Source organism: Nonomuraea sp. NPDC049129 (genome assembly GCF_040648495.1).
In the GTDB taxonomy this organism is placed as follows: domain Bacteria; phylum Actinomycetota; class Actinomycetes; order Streptosporangiales; family Streptosporangiaceae; genus Nonomuraea.
This window is the reverse complement of sequence record NZ_JBEZDU010000039.1, coordinates 1-17,514: the sequence shown is the minus strand read 5'-3', so window position 1 is coordinate 17,514 and position 17,514 is coordinate 1. Positions and strand designations below refer to the sequence as shown.

Here is a 17,514-nt window from a genome sequence, read left to right as displayed (position 1 = left end):
GGTGAACGGCGGCCACGTGCTGAAGCGGAAGTGGTATACGGAGGACACCTTCGCGCGCCGCGAGCAGATCTCCCCCGACCTGGACATTTCCCTGGGCGGCTTCGAGGAGTATCTACGCGAGGAGATGGGCCTTCAGGTACGGGCCATGCCGCCCTTCCGCCGCGTCCGCTACGACATCCAGTGCGAATCCATGATCACCGGGCACATCTGCGGCATCTTCCTCGACCACTGTTCGCTCCTTGCCGCACCGGACGTGAGGCTCTCGCAATGCGAGCTGGAGTACCGACGCTCGCGCAGCCTCCTGGACCACGACCAGAACGAGGTGCTGGCGGAGATGGAACGCATCAGGAATTGGCTCCAGGACTACCTCACCGCGCGCGGCCTGACGCAGGAGCGCACCTTCCTCCGCGACGTACTCGCCGTCCGGCTTGACCTCGCCCCGGCCACTGAACACAGGCTGGGGCCGCTGCCGCTTGGAGGCGCCCGCGATAGAACTCGCCATCACGTAGGAAGTGAATCGATCACGGCAAGCCACGGATTGTCGGGCGTCTGAAACTGTTACGCACAGCGCTCGCCAAGGAGCCCTACGTGACGGCCCGGGGGTGAGGCAGTCCGTCGAGTGATGTTCAGGCCGTACGCGCAGTACCGCAGAGCACGCAGTGGCCTCGCCCCGTTCGCCCCCGCACCGGAAAGGAGCCCGCTGACGTGTCCGACAAGGCAACCGTCGCCGATCCCACCCCCGAACAGCACCAGCACGGCGAAGAACAGCAGCACAACGAAGAGCTGACGTTCAACTTCAACGGCCGAGACACCGAATGGACCGATCACCTCACCTGGAGGCAACTCACCAGGCGCCTGCCGCAACTGGTCCGCCGTTCCTTCGCCCTGGCCTGGGCCGTGGACCGACGCGCAGTGATCGTTCTGTTGGTCTGCCAGATCATCTCCGGCCTGGCGGAGGCGCTCGGCCTGCTTGCCACGACCGCGGCGCTCGGCGCGCTGATCCAATCCGCCCACGACCCCACGCGCCTGCGCGAGGCCCTGCCCTCGATCGTGGTCCTGGCCGGGGCCGCCGGTCTGCGCGCGCTCCTGGGCATCGCGGTAGGGGGCCTGTCGAACCGGCTGGGCCCGCGCATCGGTCGCGAAGCCGAGTACCGCCTCCTGGAGGCGGCCACCAACGCCGAGATGGCCGCCTACGACCACCCGGGGTTCGATGACCGGTGCGACAAGGCCGACCGAGGAGTCAGCGTCAGCCAGGACATGATCGGCGAGTCGCAGAACCTGGTCGCCTCCCTGACCACCCTGATCGCCGCCACAGTGGTGATCGCCACACTGGCGCCGGTCCTGCTGCCCCTGCTGGTGCTGACCACCGTCCCGCAGGCACTAGCGTCCCTCGCCGGTGAACGGGTCGCCTACCTGGCGATATTGAAGACCTTCCAGGAGCGCCGGATGCTGAGCATGCTGCGCTGGCACCTGACCCACAAAGAGCAAGCCGATCAGATCCGCACCGACACCCTGGCCCTTATCGCACGCTGGCCGAGCGCGCCGGCCCGGAGCTGCAGGCGCGGCTGGCTGATCTGCTGAAGGGGCCTGCCGATCGGCGGGTCTCAGAGTTGGAGCGGCTGCGTACCGCGCCGACACGGGCCTCGGGCCGGGGTCGATGACGCCCTGGACGTGCTGGACCTGCTCATCACCTCCAACCTGCTGGCCCGGGCCGAGCGGGCGGGCAAGGCAGAGCAGCTGCGCACGTTCCCGAAGTTGCGCAAGGCAGCGCGCACGATGGCCTCGGCGGTGGAGGTGCTGATGTCGGCGCCGGAGGCGACCGAGGATCGGCTGGTGTCGCTGGTGGAGGTGTGGAAAGCGATCGAGGAGGTGGTGCCGCGCGAGAAGCTGGCCTCGGCGGTGCAGACGATCGCGGCGTTCGTGCCTGCCACCGACGATGACGCGGCCGCCGAATGGCGGGCGGAGCTGGTCAAGCGCTACCGCACCGTGCAGGGCTTCAGCGAACTGCTGCTGGAGGTGATCCGGTTCCGCGCGGTCGAGGCCGGCACTCCGGTGCTGGCCATGGTGCGCACCGCTGCGGCGATGGCCAAGAACCGGCGCCGCTACACCCCCGGCGACATCGCCGCGCACGAGGCGCTGATCGCCGGGTCATGGCGGCCACTGGTCTACCGCAACCCGGACCTGCCGGAGGGACAGATCGGCAAGGCGGCGTTCGTGCTGTGCGCCGTGATGCACCTGCACCACGCGCTGCGCCGGCGCGATGTGTTCGCCGAAGGGGCCGAGCGCTGGAGCGACCCGCGAGCCCGGCTGCTGGACGGGTCGGCGTGGCAGGAGGCGCGGGCCGCGCCTCCTCACCTCGCTGGAGCTGGAGGTCGAACCGGCCGGGCATCTGGCCGAGCTCGCCAGCGCGCTGGAGGGCGCTTATGCCCGAGTGCTGGACGGGCTCGGCGCCAACACCGCGGTGCAGTTCGTCGGCGGCCGGCTGCAGTTGGAGAAGCTCGGCGCGGCCGAAGAGCCGCCGCTGATGAAGGAGCTGCGGAGCCTGGTCGACGGCATGCTGCCCCGGCTGGACTTTCCCGAGCTGCTGCTGGAAGTTTTTCGACCGCACCGGCCTGCCGGCCGACTTCACCCACATCTCCGGCGCCGACTCGCCCATGGAGGACTTCGGGGTCAGCCTGGCCGCGCTGATCGTGGCCGAGGCTACGAACGCCACGGCGCTGTCGTCGGTTACGTCCACGGGCTGACCGGCCTATCATCGACAGCACCGCCCACAGCCAACGGCGGTTCGCTCCCGTTCCTCACCCCGCTCTCAGCATCCATGTGCGGGCGGCGAGCCGGTCGGTTCTAGCGCCAAAATCCGGTCCGATCCTCCCCGGAGCCCAGTTGGTCGGCTTCTGTCACCGCGAAACCTGGAGCATCGACGAAACGTTCCTGCACCTCTGTCCAGCGCGCGGCATAGGTCTGCCGGCTCTCGGGCGCCAGCGGTCGGATGTCGAGCTCGGCGACGCGCTCCTCACGGGCGAGCAACTCCTGTTCGGCCGCGCCCCTGTTCTCTTGCCCGGCCAGTGTGCGTTCGTATTCCGGGCTGAACCGTTCACGGAGGCGGCTACGGCGCTGATGGCGTAGTGCGAGATACGCGACTGCGGCGATGGCCACCACGACTACCACGATGACGGCCACCCAGATCAGAGTCCCGGCGGTCACGTGACGCCTCCTCATCTGCTGTTGAGATCACGGCTGCCCTGGAGACGTCGCTCGAAACGCCCAGGTCAGCCCACTTGGATTGCCGGTAGCCGAAGGCCTCTGCCCGGGGGCTTTTCTCGTCCCGCTCACACGGTTCGCCCGTGCACATAGCACCATCGCCAGCTCGAGCCCGCCTCGATCGCGGCGACCACCGGATGGTCGGTCTCCTGGTAGTGCGCCTGGGCGTGGTTGCCGGGAGAATCGTCGGAGCAGGCCACCCATCCGCAGGTGAGGCAGGCCAGGAGGCGTGTCCAGGCCCAGCCGAGGACCAGGCATTCCTTGCATTCGGGTGATGCGCGTTCGACAACCATCAGCGTGTCGAGGTGATCGCAGCGCGGCGCGCTACCGTTCAGAGCGGCCCGCCTGGTTACCTGCATACCTTCTGCGTCCAGGGTCATCACGACCCCCTCACGGCGACAGCGACGCAAGGTGCGCCGACTGATCTCATACCTCAGTCAACGTGATCGGCGAATCAGCGGAAAGAGGCAGTCGCAGCAAGCCCCATCACCAGCAGCGATAGCGGGGACGACGGTATCCGATCTGTCGGTCACTCGCGGCCCCACCCTGGACCGCTATAGGCAGGCGTACGCGATCAGTGGACGCGCCGCCCGGAATGAGGCACCCACCGAGGATCGACGGCAGGCCATGCAGCACTAGCGCCCTGTTCGACGACCTCCTCATCGGGGCCGACGAGGGTCAACGACAAACGACACCAGCCCACGGTGAGCCGTCGCTCCAGGGCGACGGCTCTGGAGAAAGGTGACTCAACATGGATATTCGAGACGGCGAACGCATCGAGGGGCAGGTTTCGGAGCCCCCGCTCGCCGATACCCCGCCCTCCGATGAGGTCGCCGTACCCGCGTCGCTGCTGGGTGCCCTGCAGGAACGGCTCTGCAGGCGACGTTCGTGGACGACCCACGCGAGGCCGTGCAGCAAGCCGGCGCACTACTTGATGGGGTGATGACCTCGGTGCGGCCATCATCTTCGGACTCGGCCTGCTCTTCGACCTGCTCAACGTCTCCCTCGCCGGGCTCGACGGAGTTTTCTTCGTGCTCCTTGGGCTATGCCTGCTCGCCCTGCACCAGGCGGGAATCGGTACCGTCGGCCTCCGCACCGGCTGGCGGAGGAGGGGAGGGGAAGGAGGTTCGAACCCCTTGGCAGGGGCGGACTGGGGACAGTCGGGCGCGGACGCATCGAGCTGCTGCCGCGTGACGTCGCGATCAAGGAGGTGGCGCTACCCCGAACGGAGGATCCTGGCCGAGCGCACCCGGCGAGAGGCTCGCGCAGCAGCGCGGATCAGCCACCCCATGTCACCGCCGTGTACGACGTGGTCGAACGGGCAGGACGGCCGTGGATCGTGCTGGAGTTCGTGCAGTCCCGCACCCTTCGGCAGGTGACGGGTTTGGTCGGCTCTGGCAGAGAGGCCGAGTCGGCGCAGCACCCGCAGGAAGAGCGTCACCGAGCAGGTGAAGGCGAGCACGCTGATGACCGCGACGGCGATGGGGCGGACGAGCAGGTAGGTGCCGAGCGTCGCGTGCAGCAGCAGCCAGATGCTCAAGGTCGAATTCAGCAACAGGACCAGCGCCCACAGCAGGGTGAGCTGGACGAAGCAGCGGCGGACCCGCTCGTGCGTGATGACCGCCCGGGGCAGCCGGACGTATTCGCCGATCAGCTTGCCCACCAACGGACGGCGCAGCCGGACGGAGACCAGGAACACCATGCTGAAGCAGAGTGTGCCCAGCTCGGGCTGCAGGAAGTAGATGATCGCGTTTCCGCTCCAGGCCGCCAGCGCGACGCGGACGGTGATCGCGATCGTGGCCAGGATCATGCTCGCGGAGACCGTGCGGCCCCTGAGCAGCCGCCAGGCGACGCTGCCATAGGCCCAGGCGAGCACCGCGGCCAGCGCACCGTACAGGCCGAAGACGGCCAATGCAGTGTAGAACAGCGTGAGAGGGACGATCACCGCCTCCAGCAGGCGGGGTGCGGCCTGCCTGGCCAATGACGTCAGGCCGGGAAAGACCACCAGCGCTGGGCCCGCTACCACGGGAGCGGCATTGCTTGCGGTACTGGCCTGAACGGTGGCCACGATGTCCTCCAAGGACCCGAAGACGCCTTGGCGAGCGTGCCGCGAGCAGCCAGGCGCTCTCCCGAGCACCCATCACGGCACACCTCCTCAGGCCGGCGGCCGGACCCCCTCAGTTAACGCCCATCGCCGCCGCCCGGATACGGGCGAAGCCAGCAAGGCTCATCGCCGCCGCCGATCGCCAAATTCGCTCAGCGGCGCCACTGGATCCAGCGTCCCGGCTCGACGGCGGGGCGCAGGTCTGATGGTTAGGTCGGTGAGGTCGTCTAGCCGGGCTCTGTCTTGCGCCAGCGCGCCTCGAACCAGGAGTAACACCCGAAGGTGACCAAGCCGAGCGCGACGACGACCAGCAGCCAGGGGCCAAGGGGCGTCAACGTGAACTTGCGCAGCGCCCCGTCCAGCCCCTGGGCCTCTTTCGCATCGAACGTGGCGGCGGTGACGACGAGGAACACGCCGAGGACGGCGAACACGCTCCCACGCGCGAAGATGCCCACGACCCCCAGCGCCTGGACGGTCTTGCGGGTGCGCGCGCTCATCTGTGTCATGTGCAGGTTGTCGACGAACTTTCTGCGGACGGCTTCCGCCATCATGCTGAGGCCCACCCCGACGACGCCTAGACCGACCAGCAGGACCAGCCATCGACCGCCCGTAAAGCTCATGAGGATCGCGGTGAAATCCTTGGATTGCTTGTTACCCGACCGCTGGCTTCCGACGCCGAGCAGGAAGGTGACGATGCCGATGCACAGGGCTATGTACATGACGGCACGGCCCAGAGACGCCAGCCGTTTGGTGACCGTCTGGCCGTTCGGGCTGGCCTGCCCGTACACCACCTCGGCCAGTCGCCACAACGCCAGCCCCGCGAAACCGACCGCTACCAGCCACAAGAGCACCAACCCGCCGGGGTAGGCGATGACGGCATGCATCGCTCCTGAGGTGTCGGCCGCCTCACCGCCGGCGCCTACGCCGATCTGTACGGCCAGCACGCCGATGAGCAGGTAGTTGACACCGCATGCCACGAACCCTCCCCGGGCCAGCCCTTCAAGCCAGCGGCTTGAGGCCGCCTGGCGGCCCGCGGACTTGACCCCGCTCTTCGCCGTCATCACAGTCCTCCAGGTGCGGTTAGTCGGTCAGTGCCTTGCGTAGCTGGCCCAGGACGTTGCGCAGGATGCGGGAGATGTGCATTTGGGAGAGTCCGAACTCGGCGGCGATCTCTGCTTGGGTCTGGTTGCCGTGGAAGCGCAGCAGCAGGATGTGCTTCTCGCGCGTGGGCAGGGCGTCGATGAGCGCCTTGACGGACTGCCTGCCGATGACGGTGTCCAGTGCTTCGTCGTCCTGGGACAGGAAGTCGCCCAGACTGGAGGAGTCGCCGTCGTTGTTGACGGGGGCATCCAGCGACAGAGTGCTGTAAGCGCCCGAGGCGTCCATCGTCAGCAGGACGTCTTCCTCCGACAGGCCCATCTCGAGCGCCAGCTCGGCGACGGTAGGCGAGCGGCCCAGGCTCTGGCTGAGGTCGGCAGACAGCTTGTTCAGCCTCGAGCGGCCTTCCTGGTAGACGCGGGGAACCCGGACTGCCCACGCATGGTCCCGGAAATGGCGTTTGACCTCGCCCGCCATGGTGACGGCCGCGTAGCGGCGAAAGTCGTGCCCGAGGCCGGCGTCGAACCCGTTGATGGCCTTGACCATGCCGACGTAGGCGGCCTGCAGAAGGTCTTCCATGGGTTCGCCCCGGTTGCGGTAGCGGCGCGCGAGGGACTTGGCCATCCAGGCGTGCGTCTCAACCAGCCGCTCGCGCAGCCGTGCCTTGTGCGCTTCCGAGATCTGCGGCCGGACCATTTCGATCAGGAGCTCTTCGGCGGTCATCTGTTCCAGGCCAGTGTCCAGGACGGCCATCCCTTTTCCTTTCTTCCGGTTGCCTGGCAAACGCCCGGCGATCCGTCGGTGGACAAGGACGGCCAAGGTCGGGGGACGTGGAGGACGGCCGGAGTCAGTGTTCAACCGCACCAACGGGACGGGGTTACCGTGACGCGTCATCACGGTCGGAGGCGTCGGTGAGTGGCAGCAGCCGGTGCAGGGTGTCGCGGTAGGAGCGCAGGGTTATTCTCAGCTGCTCGGTGTCGTTGTGGCCGGAGTTCTTCCACAGGTCCTGCAGCTCACGGATGCGGCTTTCCAGGGCTTGATGGACTGAGGCCATCACTTCGTCCAGGAGCGAGTCGGCGCGTTGCACCGCATCGCGGGGATCGTCGACGAAGGCCGTCTGAAGGTCTCGCCAGCGGTCATGGACACCAGCCGGGTCACTGTCGAGCAGAGACACCGCTGGTGCCGGCGGTGCGGGTGGTGGCTGGGCCGACAGGTCGAAGACGAGCTTGTCAGACGGTGTCGTCGACGGGGCATCCTCAGCGCTGTCGCGTTCCAGAACGGGGACGGGTACGGGCCGGAGCGGCGGTGTGTCGGCGAATTCGTCTAGGCGCTTGTCAAGGCGTACGTGGTCGTTGCGCATGTCTGCCTCCTAGAGATGTCGATGCCTTCGCGCACGTTGGCGAGGACGGGGCAAAGACAACGGTTGGACATAGGTTGAGCAGCGGCACGCCGATACCGGTGTGCCGCCTGGTCCTGACCGCCCATCGGGCTGCCGCGGCGTACCGGCCGCCGTCGGCACGGGCGTTCCGTACGGCTTCAGATCGGATGCGGTCACCGGTACGGTGGTGCATCTCTTTTCACAGGCGATGATCGTCCGGGGCCGCCCTGCGGGTACCGCCCTGTCTGCCGTCGTAGTCAGGAGGGTCTATCAGGGTGGGTGGCGGCCGGTCGTCGATGACGTCCTGGCGGCTGCGGACGGTGGACTGGCTCCAGCGTGACCGGCTGCGCAGCAGCAGAGGCAGCAAGAGGGCGGCGGCGCCGCCGAGCATCAAGATGACACCTACGATGCGTAGGTTGAAGCCGCCCGCCGAGCCGTCCGCCAGGGCGAAGGTGAGGATCGCGCCGAAGACGATGACCGCGATGGCTGCGGCAATGGGCATCACGCATCACTCCTGCCGCGGCAGGCACCTGAGCCGCGGGGTGAGTGGGGCGGGGTCATCGGCGGCCGGCCCAGCGACCCGAACGCCGGCCGGTGATCAGGTTGTAGCCGAGCAGCAGGACTGCCGCGCCGATGATGGCGCAGATCCAGGTGGACAGGTTGAAGAAGCCCTGGACCCCGGCGACGTGGAACACCTGGGTGGCCACGAAGCCGCCCAGCAGCGCCCCGCCGATGCCGAGCGCAAGGGTGATGATCAAGCCTTGCGAGTCTTTACCGGGGACCAGCATTCTGGCCACCAGCCCGGCGACCAGTCCGAGGATGATCCAAGCGATGATGCCCATGGCCGAACTCCCTTTGGCGGTGCATCGATGTCTGCGCGGATCGGTCTTCCGGACCGGTCGAAGCAGGGGGCCGGCCGCCGCGGGATTGTCGGCGCCGACGGTCGTACTCATTCGCCTTGAGCCAACACCCCCGGCGTACGGGACGGAAACCGGCGATCCGGAAAGAACCCATCTGCAGAACCGATCAGCAGGAGAAGGAACTTCGTGGCGCGACCGGCATTGAAACCCGGCGTATCACACAGGCTCATCGCTGTGGCTGGTGGCTGTCGGAGCATCTTCGCCGGGTGTCGGTTCGGTGGGCCGGGCGGCGGATTGCAGCCAGCCGAGCCGTTGGGCGAGTTGTCGGGCGCTGTCGATGACGGCGGCGATGTGGGGGGAGGAGTTGGCGTCGTGCCACAGCAGTGACCAGGGGTAGTGCGTGACGGGTTCGGTCAGGGGCCGCCAGGTGGTGCCCGGCCGGTTGGAGGTGTGGGAGGAGGAGGGGATGCAGTGCACGCAGCGGTGCTGGAGGACGAGGTCGGCGGCGGCGCGGGTGCTCTCGACGGTTCCCTCGTAGATGGTGGGTGCGAACCCGGCCGAGCGGCACAGCTCGATGACGAGCTGGTTGAGCTCGGGTGTCTGCGCTTCCTCGCCGAGCAGCAGCAACTCGTCGGCCAGGGCAGCGACGGGTACGGCGTCCCAGCCGGCGAAGCGGTGGTCGTCGGGAACCAGCACGCCGAGCGGATCGAGCCTGATCAGCTCGAAGGTCACCTCGTGCGGAACCTGGGAGGCATATCCGATGCCGATGTCCAGGCGCCCGTCGGCCAGTTGCCGGTACTGCTCGGGGGTGCCCGCCTCGACCTGATGGATGGTGATATCCGGATGGGCGCGCTGGAGCTCACGCAGGATCTGCGGCATCGAATCGTAGCCGGCGTCGATGATGCCGACCCGAAGCGTCGGTGTTACCGCGACGGCGTTGCGCGCGACCTGCTTGGCTCGGCCCACATGGTCGAGGATCTGGCGCGCCTCGACGAGGAAGGCCGTGCCCGCCGGGGTCAGGTCGACGTGATGGGTGCTGCGCTCCAGCAGCCGCACCCCCAGCTCGCGCTCCAGCCGCTGCACCTGCTGGCTCAGCGCGGACTGCACGATGTGCTCCCGGGCAGCCGCCCGGCCGAAATGCAGCTCCTCGGCAAGCGTCACGAAATAGCGCAGTTGGCGCAACTCCATGCCCGCCACCCCTTCCCGACCGGGCAGCACCGACAGGGACCATCTTCCTGCACTTTAGATCCTCGCGAGCCTTGGGCAGCCCTGACGCTACTTGCTGGGCTTGGGCGTCTGGCAGGCGATCTTCGGGTTCATACCAAGATAGTTGAGCGGGCCTGCCAGGACCGTTACGGCGACGGTGGCCACCTGGTTGCAGTTCTCGACCGGTCCTGTGTAGTAACCGCGCTGGCCCGCCGCGACGGCGCCGGCGATCAGCCACAGGATGAGCACTATCGACGCGAAGCGCATCGCTTCTGTCTCCATCTTTTCATTGCGCGGAAGTGTCGGAGGCGATGAGGGGGAACGGCGAGTCGCACGGCTCATCGTGGGTGTGGCAGTATTCGGGCGGGACCGGTTCGCGGCCCGGCCCCGCCGGGCAGCCTGCCCAGAGGGAGTCAGTGCTTGAAGGCGTCCTTGGCCTTCCCGCCGGCCTGCTTCAGGTTGCCCATGACCCGATCGGTCTTGCCCTCAGCCTGCAGGCGCTGGTTGTCGGTGGCGCGGCCCAAACGCTGCCTAGCCCAGCCCTTGACGACCTGCGCCTTATCTCGGATCTTCGTACCAAGACTCATAGTGTTTTCCCTTCACCGCCCCGCTCTGCCATCACCCGGGCAGACCATTGATCCGTCTGCCCGTCAGCCATGACCTCGCGCAGACGGACACTCACCGCGCTTAGGCGGCTTGGAGTCCCAGTGTCCTCCCCGGCCTATGGCGGGGAAATGAGCAAAGATCAGGCCGGTTATCACCGGAACCGATGAGCGTGCCCCCCGGGCCGATGTCGGTGCCCGGGGCCGGGAGATCGGCACTTCTCCGGGCGAGGTCCCGCTACTCTCACCCGACCAGCCCCTGGCCGGTGATCGCCGCTGGTGATAAGCCTGGCTGACATCGGTGGTTTCCGCTCCGTCGAGTCTGCTGGATGATCAGGTCACTGCACCGTACGACACTGCTCACGCTGGCATCCTCGCAACGTGTTCACGCCGCCGCTTCGACCCCGCGGCCCTCTTGTCTCCCGTACTCTCCTGTAGGAGCCCGGCATGAGCACCAAGGACGCCGCCAGCGCCCCCGCTTCCGTTATCGCCGCCCTGGTCGAACGATTCGTGACCGCCCTCACCCCCATCACGACCGCACCCATCAGGGCCGTCCCCGCCACGGCCACCGATCAGCTCCTGCGCATCACCCCACTTGCCGATCGTGCGGGCCTGTGGGTCGAGGGCGAACTCGACCACTCCACCCTGCCTGACTTGAGGCAGGTACCGACGCACCCCGGCTGAACGGCTCCGCTCACTCATGAGCCACCGGTCCCCGAGGGATGCCCCCGGCGTTGTGCCGCCGGCCACCTGCGCAGCAGGGTCACCGACCTCGTTCGACCTCTTCGCGAAGCCCTGTCGCCGCAAGGGCCGCATCCTGTGATGCCCCCGATCGGAGAACCTCATGACCAGCCTCCGCCCCCGCCTCGGGGCAGGTCTGTGGCTCATCCCTGCTGTCGCCACCATCGTTCACCTGCGCGGCGAGCTCGACCTCGCCACCCGCGAGGCGGTGCGCGAACGCCTGCTGCGCGCCCTGCAACACAGCACCAGCCTGCTCATCCTCGATCTGTCCGGGGTGTCGTTCTGCGACGCCGCCGGGCTGAGCGTCCTTGTCGGCGTCCAACGCCAGGCCAGATCCCTGGACATCGCCCTCGGCTTGGCCGCACCCCGCACGCATGTGGCCAAGGTGCTGCGCGTCACCGGTCTGGACTGCAGCTTCCCGATGTACGGCACCACCCCCGGCACGGGTACGGGCAGGGTCGGGTCCTGCCCTGCGGCAGCGCGCTGAGACCTCGTGCCCCCATGTCTGTTCTCCCCGTCGGCAGCGGAACGACCAATCGGCCTCGCCCCTATCCTCCCGTCGTGGCAACAGCCGCGCCGGACCGGCCGCGCCATCAGGTGCTCCAAGACGCCCAGGTCGAGGCCGCCGCGATCCTCGCCCAGGCCCGCGCCGACGCCGAGCAGATCATCACCTCAGCGCAGATCATCGCCTCGGCCACGCTGCAGCGTGCGCGGAGCCGGCACCTGCCGCGGCGGCAGGCCATGGCGGGCCAGGCAGGTCAGAGCACGCAGCCAGCGCCCGCTCCCGACGACGACGACCGCCCTGCGCCGATCATGGTGCTCAACGACCGCTGGCACATCTACGCCCCCTTGAACGCCGACGCCAGCGCCATGGCCACCCTGTACAAGGCCTACGAACTCGCCGACCCCGCCGCCACCGTCGTCGCCAAGGTGTTCCACCAAGCCAACAACGACCCCCAACGATTCCGCACCTTCCTGCGGGAAGTACGGAGCATGCGCCTGAACCACCCGCACATCGGGCAGATCATCGACTCCGGCCGAGACCGCAGATCCCAGGCGGTCTACCTCATCTCGCCCCTCTACCAGCCAGGCAGCCTCCACCTCCACCTCCACGGCAGGCCAGGCGCCGGCGTCTCGCTGAAGTGGAGCCTGCAGATCCTGGACCAGGTGCTGGCCGGCCTTGAGGCCGCCGCCGCGAGCGGCATCATCCACCTGGACATCAAGCCGCAGAACATCGTGCTGGACGGCCCTGCCAACGTCAGGATCATCGACTGGGGCATGTCCCAGCTGCACCAGGCGGGCAAGAGCGTCTCCACGGTGTCCCCGGGCGGCACCAAGTGGTTCGCCAGCCCCGAGCAACTCGGCGTCACCGGCGCAACCCCCAGCACGCTGTCCGACCTGTACGGCGTCGGCGCCCTGGCCTACTGGCTGCTGACCGGCCTGGCGCCGCTGCGACGCGAGCTCGAAACCGTCGTCGGCACAGACGCCGACCTGCTGCAGATCCGCCACCTGATGCAAGCCGGCACCCGCCCCGAACGCGCCGATCGCCTCACCCCGGACGTGCCCGAACACTTGGGCCGGCTCATCGACCAGTGGCTCAGCTACACCCCCACCGACCGCATCCCGCTCGGGATGGATCCCTCTGCTGCGCTCGGCTGGGCGCGCAGGGCCTTGGGCTGACAACGCCCGTATCCGTATCCTGTGGGAGGCGTTACTGAAAGTGCCCGGCCGTCTGGCCTTCCTCGGGCGTACAGAGACATCAGCGCGAGGAGGCGGACCGGCGCAGGTCTTCTTTGGCGATCCGCTCGACGAAGATCGGAACGAAGTCACGGATCGGCCGCCCATCGAAACGGTGGTGGGCCACCTCCGCCCGGCTAGTCCTCGTTGTGTGTCGTCTGCGGTGGATCGGCCGTTGCCTGGCGGCGCAGGTCGATGATCGGCTGCAGGAGCCACAGCCAGCAGGTCGCCAGCGCCGCCGCGGCACCGAACACGATGGCGAGCCAATTGCCGAGCACGACCTCGGCCACCAAAGCCGCCCCGGAGGTGATCGCGACCGCCAGGGACACGGCGCCGACGAGGCCCAGCTCGTTGGCGCGATGCACGATCTTCTCCTTCAGTCCGGTACGAAACAGCAACCGGTGCTGAACAGCGGGCGTGATGAAACAGACCGAGGCGGTGGCCGACCCCGTCAACGCGATGAAGAACAGCCAATGGCCCGAGGTGTCCACCTTGGCGAAGCCGCTCTGAAACGGCATCGCCAGGAGAAAGGCGAACACTACCTGCACCCCGGTCACCATGACCCTCAGCCCCTGCAGGAGCTCGGACAGCTCGCGGTCGATGCGTTCCTTGTGGCTCTCGTCGGCGCTGCTCTCCTCGGCCGTCCCGGCAGAGGCGTCGCCATCAGCGAGAAGGCGGCTTTGGCTCTCCTGTGATGGGGCAACGCCATCGGTCTGGCACCTCCGTGAGTTCTCCGTGGCACGACCACGGGGTGGATCCATCGATCGTGTTTCCGGCTCGCGGCCTCCTGAGCGCCGCGACCTTACTGGCGGGGACTCGCAGCTCCGTGTGGGCGTGTCATGGATGATCGAGCGGCAGCCCGAGCCCGGAGAGGCCGCTGATCGCCGCCGATGAGGTCGTCGAACAAGGCGTGAAAATGCGTCAAGGCCTGCCGCAGTTCCTGCATCGACACCCAACCGTCCCCGGCGCGCCCGCTGATCTCATGGGCTTGGCGGTAGTGCTCCAAGGTGCGGCTGTGTCGCAGCGACAAGTCGGACGCCTGCTGCGCGAAGTCCTCGGTGGCATAGCCGCGCTTGGCCATGACGGCCCTCACCAGCAGATCGGCCTCGCTGACCGCCGGACTCGGCTCATTCACGAAACGCTCCTGAACCGCGGCCCACCTCTCGGCATAGCCGCGGCGTGCGTCGGGATCGAGCGACTGTATATCGAGTGGGCCTGATCGCATTCGACGGGCTCGCATCTCACGCTCGGCCGCCCTGCGGTTACCCGCGGCGGCAACAGTGCGTTCGTACTCGGGGCCGAATCGCTCGCGAAGGCGACCTCGACGCCTCCGCAACAAGAAGAAACCGAAGGCCGGCACCATCACTATCACCCCGACGATGGCGGCCACCCAGATCACGGTCTCGGCAGACACGACCGCCTCCCCCGGGTATCGCCGGCGCACCTCGCCCGAAGACAGGTGACCGGACACTGTCAGTCAACGCCGCTTACCCGAAGACGGATATGGGCGTTTCAAGCAAAGCTCATCGCGTGAGCTGATCACAGCTCACGCCCCTCGACGGGCTGAATTGTCGCCTCGGTGTCACCGCCTCCGGTACCCCCACCGCCGCTGACCTGGTCCAGCGGCTTCGTGTCAGCCCCGCGTCGATCTCGCAGACCGTCGCCCTCCTCCAGCAGCACCGACTACTCAAGCGGGAACGACCTCCCCGGCGGGCGCCGCGAACGCTATGTCGCCGACGACGAGCTCTGGGTCCGGTCCACCCTCGCGGCTCTGCAGATGAACGACACCCCGCCCGCCACATCGCAGCGCGCGGCCGAGATCCTCGGGGCCACGACCCCGGCCGGCGCCCGCTTCGGCGCCGCTGCCGAGTTCCTGCTCCTCGTGAACGCGACCCTCGGGCAGGTCAGCAGAGCCAGGCCGACCGGAACACCGGGCACCAGTCATGATCTCTCGCGGCATCCAGCGGGCACCACGGAACTGGGTGTTGTGTCGGCGCTCCCCTGGAGCTCCTTCCGGCGGCCCGGGATGCTTTTGGAGCCGACAGCGCTCCGGGCCGACCCGCTGGCGTCATCCGATCCGGAGGATGCTCTTGCCGCGAGTCGCTCCGCCAGCGAGATCGGCCATGGCGGTCTCGACGTCGGCGACCAGCACTACCTGGCCGAAGTCCTGGCCCGGCAGATCGAATACCCGACCGGCCTCGTACTGCAGGGCGGCGACGAAGGAGACCAGGACCTGCGCCGCCCGGGCAGATTAAGGAGGGCGCCTTCCTGGACTCGACGTTCCACGACCTGCTGCACACGGGGCGGGTTCCTGGTCATCGGCGGGCTGACCGCGGCGACGCTGAACGTGGTGGTTCCCCGCTCATGGCTCACCTCCGTGGCCGGTGTTCCGGTGGAGTCCGTGCTGGTGCTGGCGCTGCTGCTGTCGATCTGCTCGGAGGCCGACGCGCTCGTGACCGCCTCGCTGACCGCCTTCTCGCCCACGGCCAAGCTCGCCTTCCTGGTGGACGTCAAACCGGGCTTCCGGCCCTTGCTCATCGGCGCCGGCGCGGTGCTGGTCGGCCTCGCCCTGGTCGCGCTCGTCCGGCAGTGGCGCGACCACAGCGACCACGCGCAGGACCAAGAACACGAGCACGAGCACAAGCACGGGCCGCGAGTGGCGTGGCTGCTGGCCGTGCCGGTGTTCGTGGTGCCGTCGAAGAGAAGAACCACTGGTACGTCACCAGGATGCAGATCAGCTGCTGCGCCGCCGACGCCCTCGCCTTGAAGGTGGCGGTCCGGGGCGTGCCTGCGCCGAGGGAGAACTCCTGGGTACAGGTCACCGGCTCATGGATCCGTGGAAGGGCAAGATCCCCCACGGCTACGTGATCCCCGACCTGACCGCCACCGACGTCACGAAGATCGACCAGCCGGCGGAGCCGTACGAATAATGCTCACACGACGGCCTTTTCGCGGAACTCGCCGAAGCACGGCACCTGGCGCGACTGATCGGGCACGAGCCCACCATCCACCACCCGCACTCCCACCCGTCACCGCGGGCCCCTGAACACGAAGGACGGACGTGGACGGCATGGCTCCTGGTCGACCCCGTGTCCGCGTCGGCGTCGGCCAGCCCCCGTGTGGGGCGGGAAGGTGACGCTGGTCATGGCGATGACCGGGCGGGGGCTTACCGCGATGAGCTGGACGGCGACGGAGTCTCGATCTGCGCGAGAGCTGCGGCTGAGTAGGGGCTACTCATGCGCGCACCTGGGAGTCGCCCTTCACTAGGAAGGCATGAGCATCCGATCGCCAAAGGAGATCCCTGTGATTCGCACCATAGGTCTGGCTGCCTTAATGGTCGTCCCGTTCGTGAGCGCCGCCCCGGCGTACGCTGCCGCGCCGGGGTGCGCCACCGCGGCAGCGTACTACGACGCGGCTCCAACCAGCGGCAACCTCGCCATGGTCGGCCAGGCGGTGCACTGCCTCATCGACGCCGAACGCGCCAAGGTCGGGCTGGCCGCGCTCACCCGCAACAGCCCGCTCGACTCGGCGGCGACGTCGCACGCCGCTGCGGCGGCGAGCCTGAAGTGGTGGCAGCCCGGCGCCGACTCGCACACCAATCCGCAGACTGGCTCGACGCCGTACAGTCGCATCACCGGCGCGGGTTACTGCCCGAACCCGGTGTCGTGGGCCTACTCCGAGACCACCTACACCGGCTGGGGCACCGGCTACGGCACGGCGCGGGCCGCCGTCAACTGGTGGGTGAACGTCAGCACGTACGGCCACCGCCAGATCGTCCTGAGCCCGACGCTGAGAGACCTCGGCATCGGAGTCGCGGCAGGGTCGGCGGATCCGGCCGGCGCGGGGGCCGCAGGCGGCGGCACGTACGTCGTCGACTTCGGGCGTTGCCAGCGATAGCCAGGCGGGACGTACGCCGGCACCCCGAGGACGTGCTTCGCGAGCTCATGGGCCACAAGAGCACGATCTCCACCCAGGTCTACTACCGCAACTCTCCCTCAAGCGGAAGCGAGAAGCGGTGGAGATCGCCGGTCGTCACGGCTTCGACCGCGCCGGTGTGCTCGGCCGACCCGTTCGGGCACCGCCTATGAGGCGCAGTCGGTGGCAGTGCCCTACGGCCGCTGCCAGGAGCCCGCCAACGTCAGAGCCGGAGGCAACGCCTGCGCCATCCGTTTCCAGTGCGCCGCCTGCACGTTCTTCCGCGCCGACCCGACCTACCTGCCGGAGATGGAGCAGCACGTCATGCAGTTGCGGGCCGATCGGGAGCGGGCGATCGCGATGGACGTCGACGAGTAGGTTGCGCCGCGTCACTGCGATCAGGCGGCGGCTCGTACAGGGGGAGGGAGGCGTGCTCTAGCATGCGCACGCGATTCGTTCCGAATGTACGTCTGCCGCATGTCACGGTTCTTGGCGGCGGCCGCTGTCGGCGCGACCGTGACTTGACCATGACACGGCGCGGACAAGATGGCGACACGGCTGGTCGACAGTGGATTGCGGTTGACCGGCGGGTGAGTTGCCGAGCGTGCTGCG

General features: G+C 68.1%; 25 protein-coding genes and 1 pseudogene. 12 read left to right on the top strand and 14 right to left on the bottom strand.

All coding sequences use genetic code 11. The annotated features are described in order from the left end of the window. Window position 1 precedes the first annotated feature (1 nt). The 3 genes from AB0B64_RS55915 (at window position 2) to AB0B64_RS55905 (ending at window position 2,688) form a co-directional block, all read left to right on the top strand. Window positions 2–553 (top strand): hypothetical protein, encoded by a 552-nt coding sequence (locus tag AB0B64_RS55915; protein ID WP_358203420.1) that lies wholly within the window; start codon window positions 2–4, stop codon window positions 551–553. A 152-nt stretch (window positions 554–705) separates the two neighbouring features. Then, window positions 706–1,581, top strand: a complete 876-nt coding sequence (locus tag AB0B64_RS55910; protein WP_358203413.1) for a hypothetical protein — start codon at window positions 706–708, stop codon at window positions 1,579–1,581. A gap of 90 nt (window positions 1,582–1,671) precedes the next feature. After that, window positions 1,672–2,688 (top strand): hypothetical protein, encoded by a 1,017-nt coding sequence (locus AB0B64_RS55905; protein ID WP_358203410.1) that lies wholly within the window; start codon window positions 1,672–1,674, stop codon window positions 2,686–2,688. A gap of 156 nt (window positions 2,689–2,844) precedes the next feature. Here AB0B64_RS55905 and AB0B64_RS55900 read toward each other — a convergent pair whose 3' ends face one another. Together AB0B64_RS55900 and AB0B64_RS55895 are read right to left on the bottom strand one after the other, a co-directional pair. After that, on the bottom strand, window positions 2,845–3,204 hold the full coding sequence (locus AB0B64_RS55900; RefSeq protein ID WP_357956768.1) for a hypothetical protein: 360 nt from the start codon (window positions 3,202–3,204) through the stop codon (window positions 2,845–2,847). 125 nt (window positions 3,205–3,329) lie between these two features. Further along, a complete protein-coding gene (locus AB0B64_RS55895; RefSeq protein ID WP_357956766.1) occupies window positions 3,330–3,641 on the bottom strand; it encodes a UBP-type zinc finger domain-containing protein in 312 nt (103 codons plus the stop codon). Window positions 3,642–4,012: 371 nt separating this feature from the next. Between AB0B64_RS55895 and AB0B64_RS55890 the strand changes: the two genes are divergently transcribed. Beyond that, window positions 4,013–4,204: a hypothetical protein gene (locus AB0B64_RS55890; protein ID WP_357956764.1), complete on the top strand. Its 192-nt coding sequence runs from the start codon at window positions 4,013–4,015 to the stop codon at window positions 4,202–4,204. Between the two features lie 273 nt (window positions 4,205–4,477). On the opposite strand, the gene AB0B64_RS55885 is transcribed toward AB0B64_RS55890, so the two are convergent. From AB0B64_RS55885 to AB0B64_RS55845, 9 genes are all read right to left on the bottom strand, one after another. Beyond that, complete coding sequence (locus AB0B64_RS55885; RefSeq protein ID WP_358203396.1) at window positions 4,478–5,329, bottom strand: VC0807 family protein; 852 nt, start codon at window positions 5,327–5,329, stop codon at window positions 4,478–4,480. Between the two features lie 263 nt (window positions 5,330–5,592). After that, window positions 5,593–6,426 carry a DUF1206 domain-containing protein gene (locus AB0B64_RS55880; RefSeq protein WP_358203388.1) on the bottom strand — a complete coding sequence of 278 codons (834 nt, stop codon included), beginning with the start codon at window positions 6,424–6,426 and terminating at the stop codon, window positions 5,593–5,595. Window positions 6,427–6,445: 19 nt separating this feature from the next. Then, entirely contained in the window at window positions 6,446–7,216 is a 771-nt protein-coding gene (locus AB0B64_RS55875) for a SigB/SigF/SigG family RNA polymerase sigma factor (RefSeq protein WP_358203381.1), read from the bottom strand. Window positions 7,217–7,340: 124 nt separating this feature from the next. Next, entirely contained in the window at window positions 7,341–7,823 is a 483-nt protein-coding gene (locus AB0B64_RS55870) for a hypothetical protein (protein ID WP_357956756.1), read from the bottom strand. A 217-nt stretch (window positions 7,824–8,040) separates the two neighbouring features. Beyond that, the gene (locus AB0B64_RS55865) at window positions 8,041–8,343 is read right to left on the bottom strand and encodes a hypothetical protein (protein ID WP_357956754.1); all 303 of its coding nucleotides are present in this window, start codon (window positions 8,341–8,343) and stop codon (window positions 8,041–8,043) included. Window positions 8,344–8,398: 55 nt separating this feature from the next. After that, complete coding sequence (locus AB0B64_RS55860; RefSeq protein WP_357956751.1) at window positions 8,399–8,683, bottom strand: GlsB/YeaQ/YmgE family stress response membrane protein; 285 nt, start codon at window positions 8,681–8,683, stop codon at window positions 8,399–8,401. A gap of 234 nt (window positions 8,684–8,917) precedes the next feature. Beyond that, a complete protein-coding gene (locus AB0B64_RS55855; RefSeq protein ID WP_357956749.1) occupies window positions 8,918–9,889 on the bottom strand; it encodes a LysR substrate-binding domain-containing protein in 972 nt (323 codons plus the stop codon). Window positions 9,890–9,976: 87 nt separating this feature from the next. Next, window positions 9,977–10,189, bottom strand: a complete 213-nt coding sequence (locus AB0B64_RS55850) for a hypothetical protein (RefSeq protein ID WP_357956746.1) — start codon at window positions 10,187–10,189, stop codon at window positions 9,977–9,979. A gap of 131 nt (window positions 10,190–10,320) precedes the next feature. Beyond that, a complete protein-coding gene (locus AB0B64_RS55845) occupies window positions 10,321–10,494 on the bottom strand; it encodes a CsbD family protein (RefSeq protein WP_357956744.1) in 174 nt (57 codons plus the stop codon). Between the two features lie 462 nt (window positions 10,495–10,956). Here AB0B64_RS55845 and AB0B64_RS55840 point away from each other — a divergent pair, with 462 nt between their 5' ends. From AB0B64_RS55840 to AB0B64_RS55830, 3 genes are all read left to right on the top strand, one after another. Then, the gene (locus AB0B64_RS55840; protein ID WP_358203362.1) at window positions 10,957–11,193 is read left to right on the top strand and encodes a hypothetical protein; all 237 of its coding nucleotides are present in this window, start codon (window positions 10,957–10,959) and stop codon (window positions 11,191–11,193) included. Window positions 11,194–11,353: 160 nt separating this feature from the next. Beyond that, entirely contained in the window at window positions 11,354–11,737 is a 384-nt protein-coding gene (locus AB0B64_RS55835; protein ID WP_357956740.1) for an STAS domain-containing protein, read from the top strand. A 74-nt stretch (window positions 11,738–11,811) separates the two neighbouring features. Continuing rightward, complete coding sequence (locus AB0B64_RS55830; RefSeq protein ID WP_358203352.1) at window positions 11,812–12,930, top strand: serine/threonine-protein kinase; 1,119 nt, start codon at window positions 11,812–11,814, stop codon at window positions 12,928–12,930. Window positions 12,931–13,009: 79 nt separating this feature from the next. On the opposite strand, the gene AB0B64_RS55825 is transcribed toward AB0B64_RS55830, so the two are convergent. From AB0B64_RS55825 to AB0B64_RS55815, 3 genes are read right to left on the bottom strand one after another with little or no spacing between them, the layout of a single operon-like run. Further along, window positions 13,010–13,114: a three-helix bundle dimerization domain-containing protein gene (locus AB0B64_RS55825; protein ID WP_357956736.1), complete on the bottom strand. Its 105-nt coding sequence runs from the start codon at window positions 13,112–13,114 to the stop codon at window positions 13,010–13,012. Window positions 13,115–13,124: 10 nt separating this feature from the next. Continuing rightward, window positions 13,125–13,748, bottom strand: coding sequence for a DUF6328 family protein (locus tag AB0B64_RS55820; protein ID WP_358203344.1), 624 nt, complete (start codon window positions 13,746–13,748; stop codon window positions 13,125–13,127). Between the two features lie 41 nt (window positions 13,749–13,789). After that, window positions 13,790–14,401, bottom strand: a complete 612-nt coding sequence (locus AB0B64_RS55815; protein WP_358203335.1) for a hypothetical protein — start codon at window positions 14,399–14,401, stop codon at window positions 13,790–13,792. A 149-nt stretch (window positions 14,402–14,550) separates the two neighbouring features. Here AB0B64_RS55815 and AB0B64_RS55810 point away from each other — a divergent pair, with 149 nt between their 5' ends. The 5 genes and pseudogenes from AB0B64_RS55810 to AB0B64_RS55790 all read left to right on the top strand — a co-directional run bounded on the left by AB0B64_RS55810 (window position 14,551) and on the right by AB0B64_RS55790 (window position 17,280). Beyond that, entirely contained in the window at window positions 14,551–14,934 is a 384-nt protein-coding gene (locus AB0B64_RS55810) for a MarR family transcriptional regulator (RefSeq protein ID WP_358203636.1), read from the top strand. A 318-nt stretch (window positions 14,935–15,252) separates the two neighbouring features. Beyond that, window positions 15,253–15,493 (top strand): annotated as a pseudogene (locus tag AB0B64_RS55805) (permease); the annotation flags it as partial. Between the two features lie 797 nt (window positions 15,494–16,290). Further along, window positions 16,291–16,884: a CAP domain-containing protein gene (locus AB0B64_RS55800; protein WP_357956729.1), complete on the top strand. Its 594-nt coding sequence runs from the start codon at window positions 16,291–16,293 to the stop codon at window positions 16,882–16,884. Beyond that, on the top strand, window positions 16,872–17,075 hold the full coding sequence (locus AB0B64_RS55795) for a hypothetical protein (protein ID WP_357956727.1): 204 nt from the start codon (window positions 16,872–16,874) through the stop codon (window positions 17,073–17,075). The genes AB0B64_RS55800 and AB0B64_RS55795 overlap by 13 nt, the downstream gene beginning before the upstream one ends. A gap of 10 nt (window positions 17,076–17,085) precedes the next feature. Further along, window positions 17,086–17,280 carry a hypothetical protein gene (locus tag AB0B64_RS55790; protein WP_357956725.1) on the top strand — a complete coding sequence of 65 codons (195 nt, stop codon included), beginning with the start codon at window positions 17,086–17,088 and terminating at the stop codon, window positions 17,278–17,280. The last annotated feature ends 234 nt before the right edge of the window (window positions 17,281–17,514 follow it).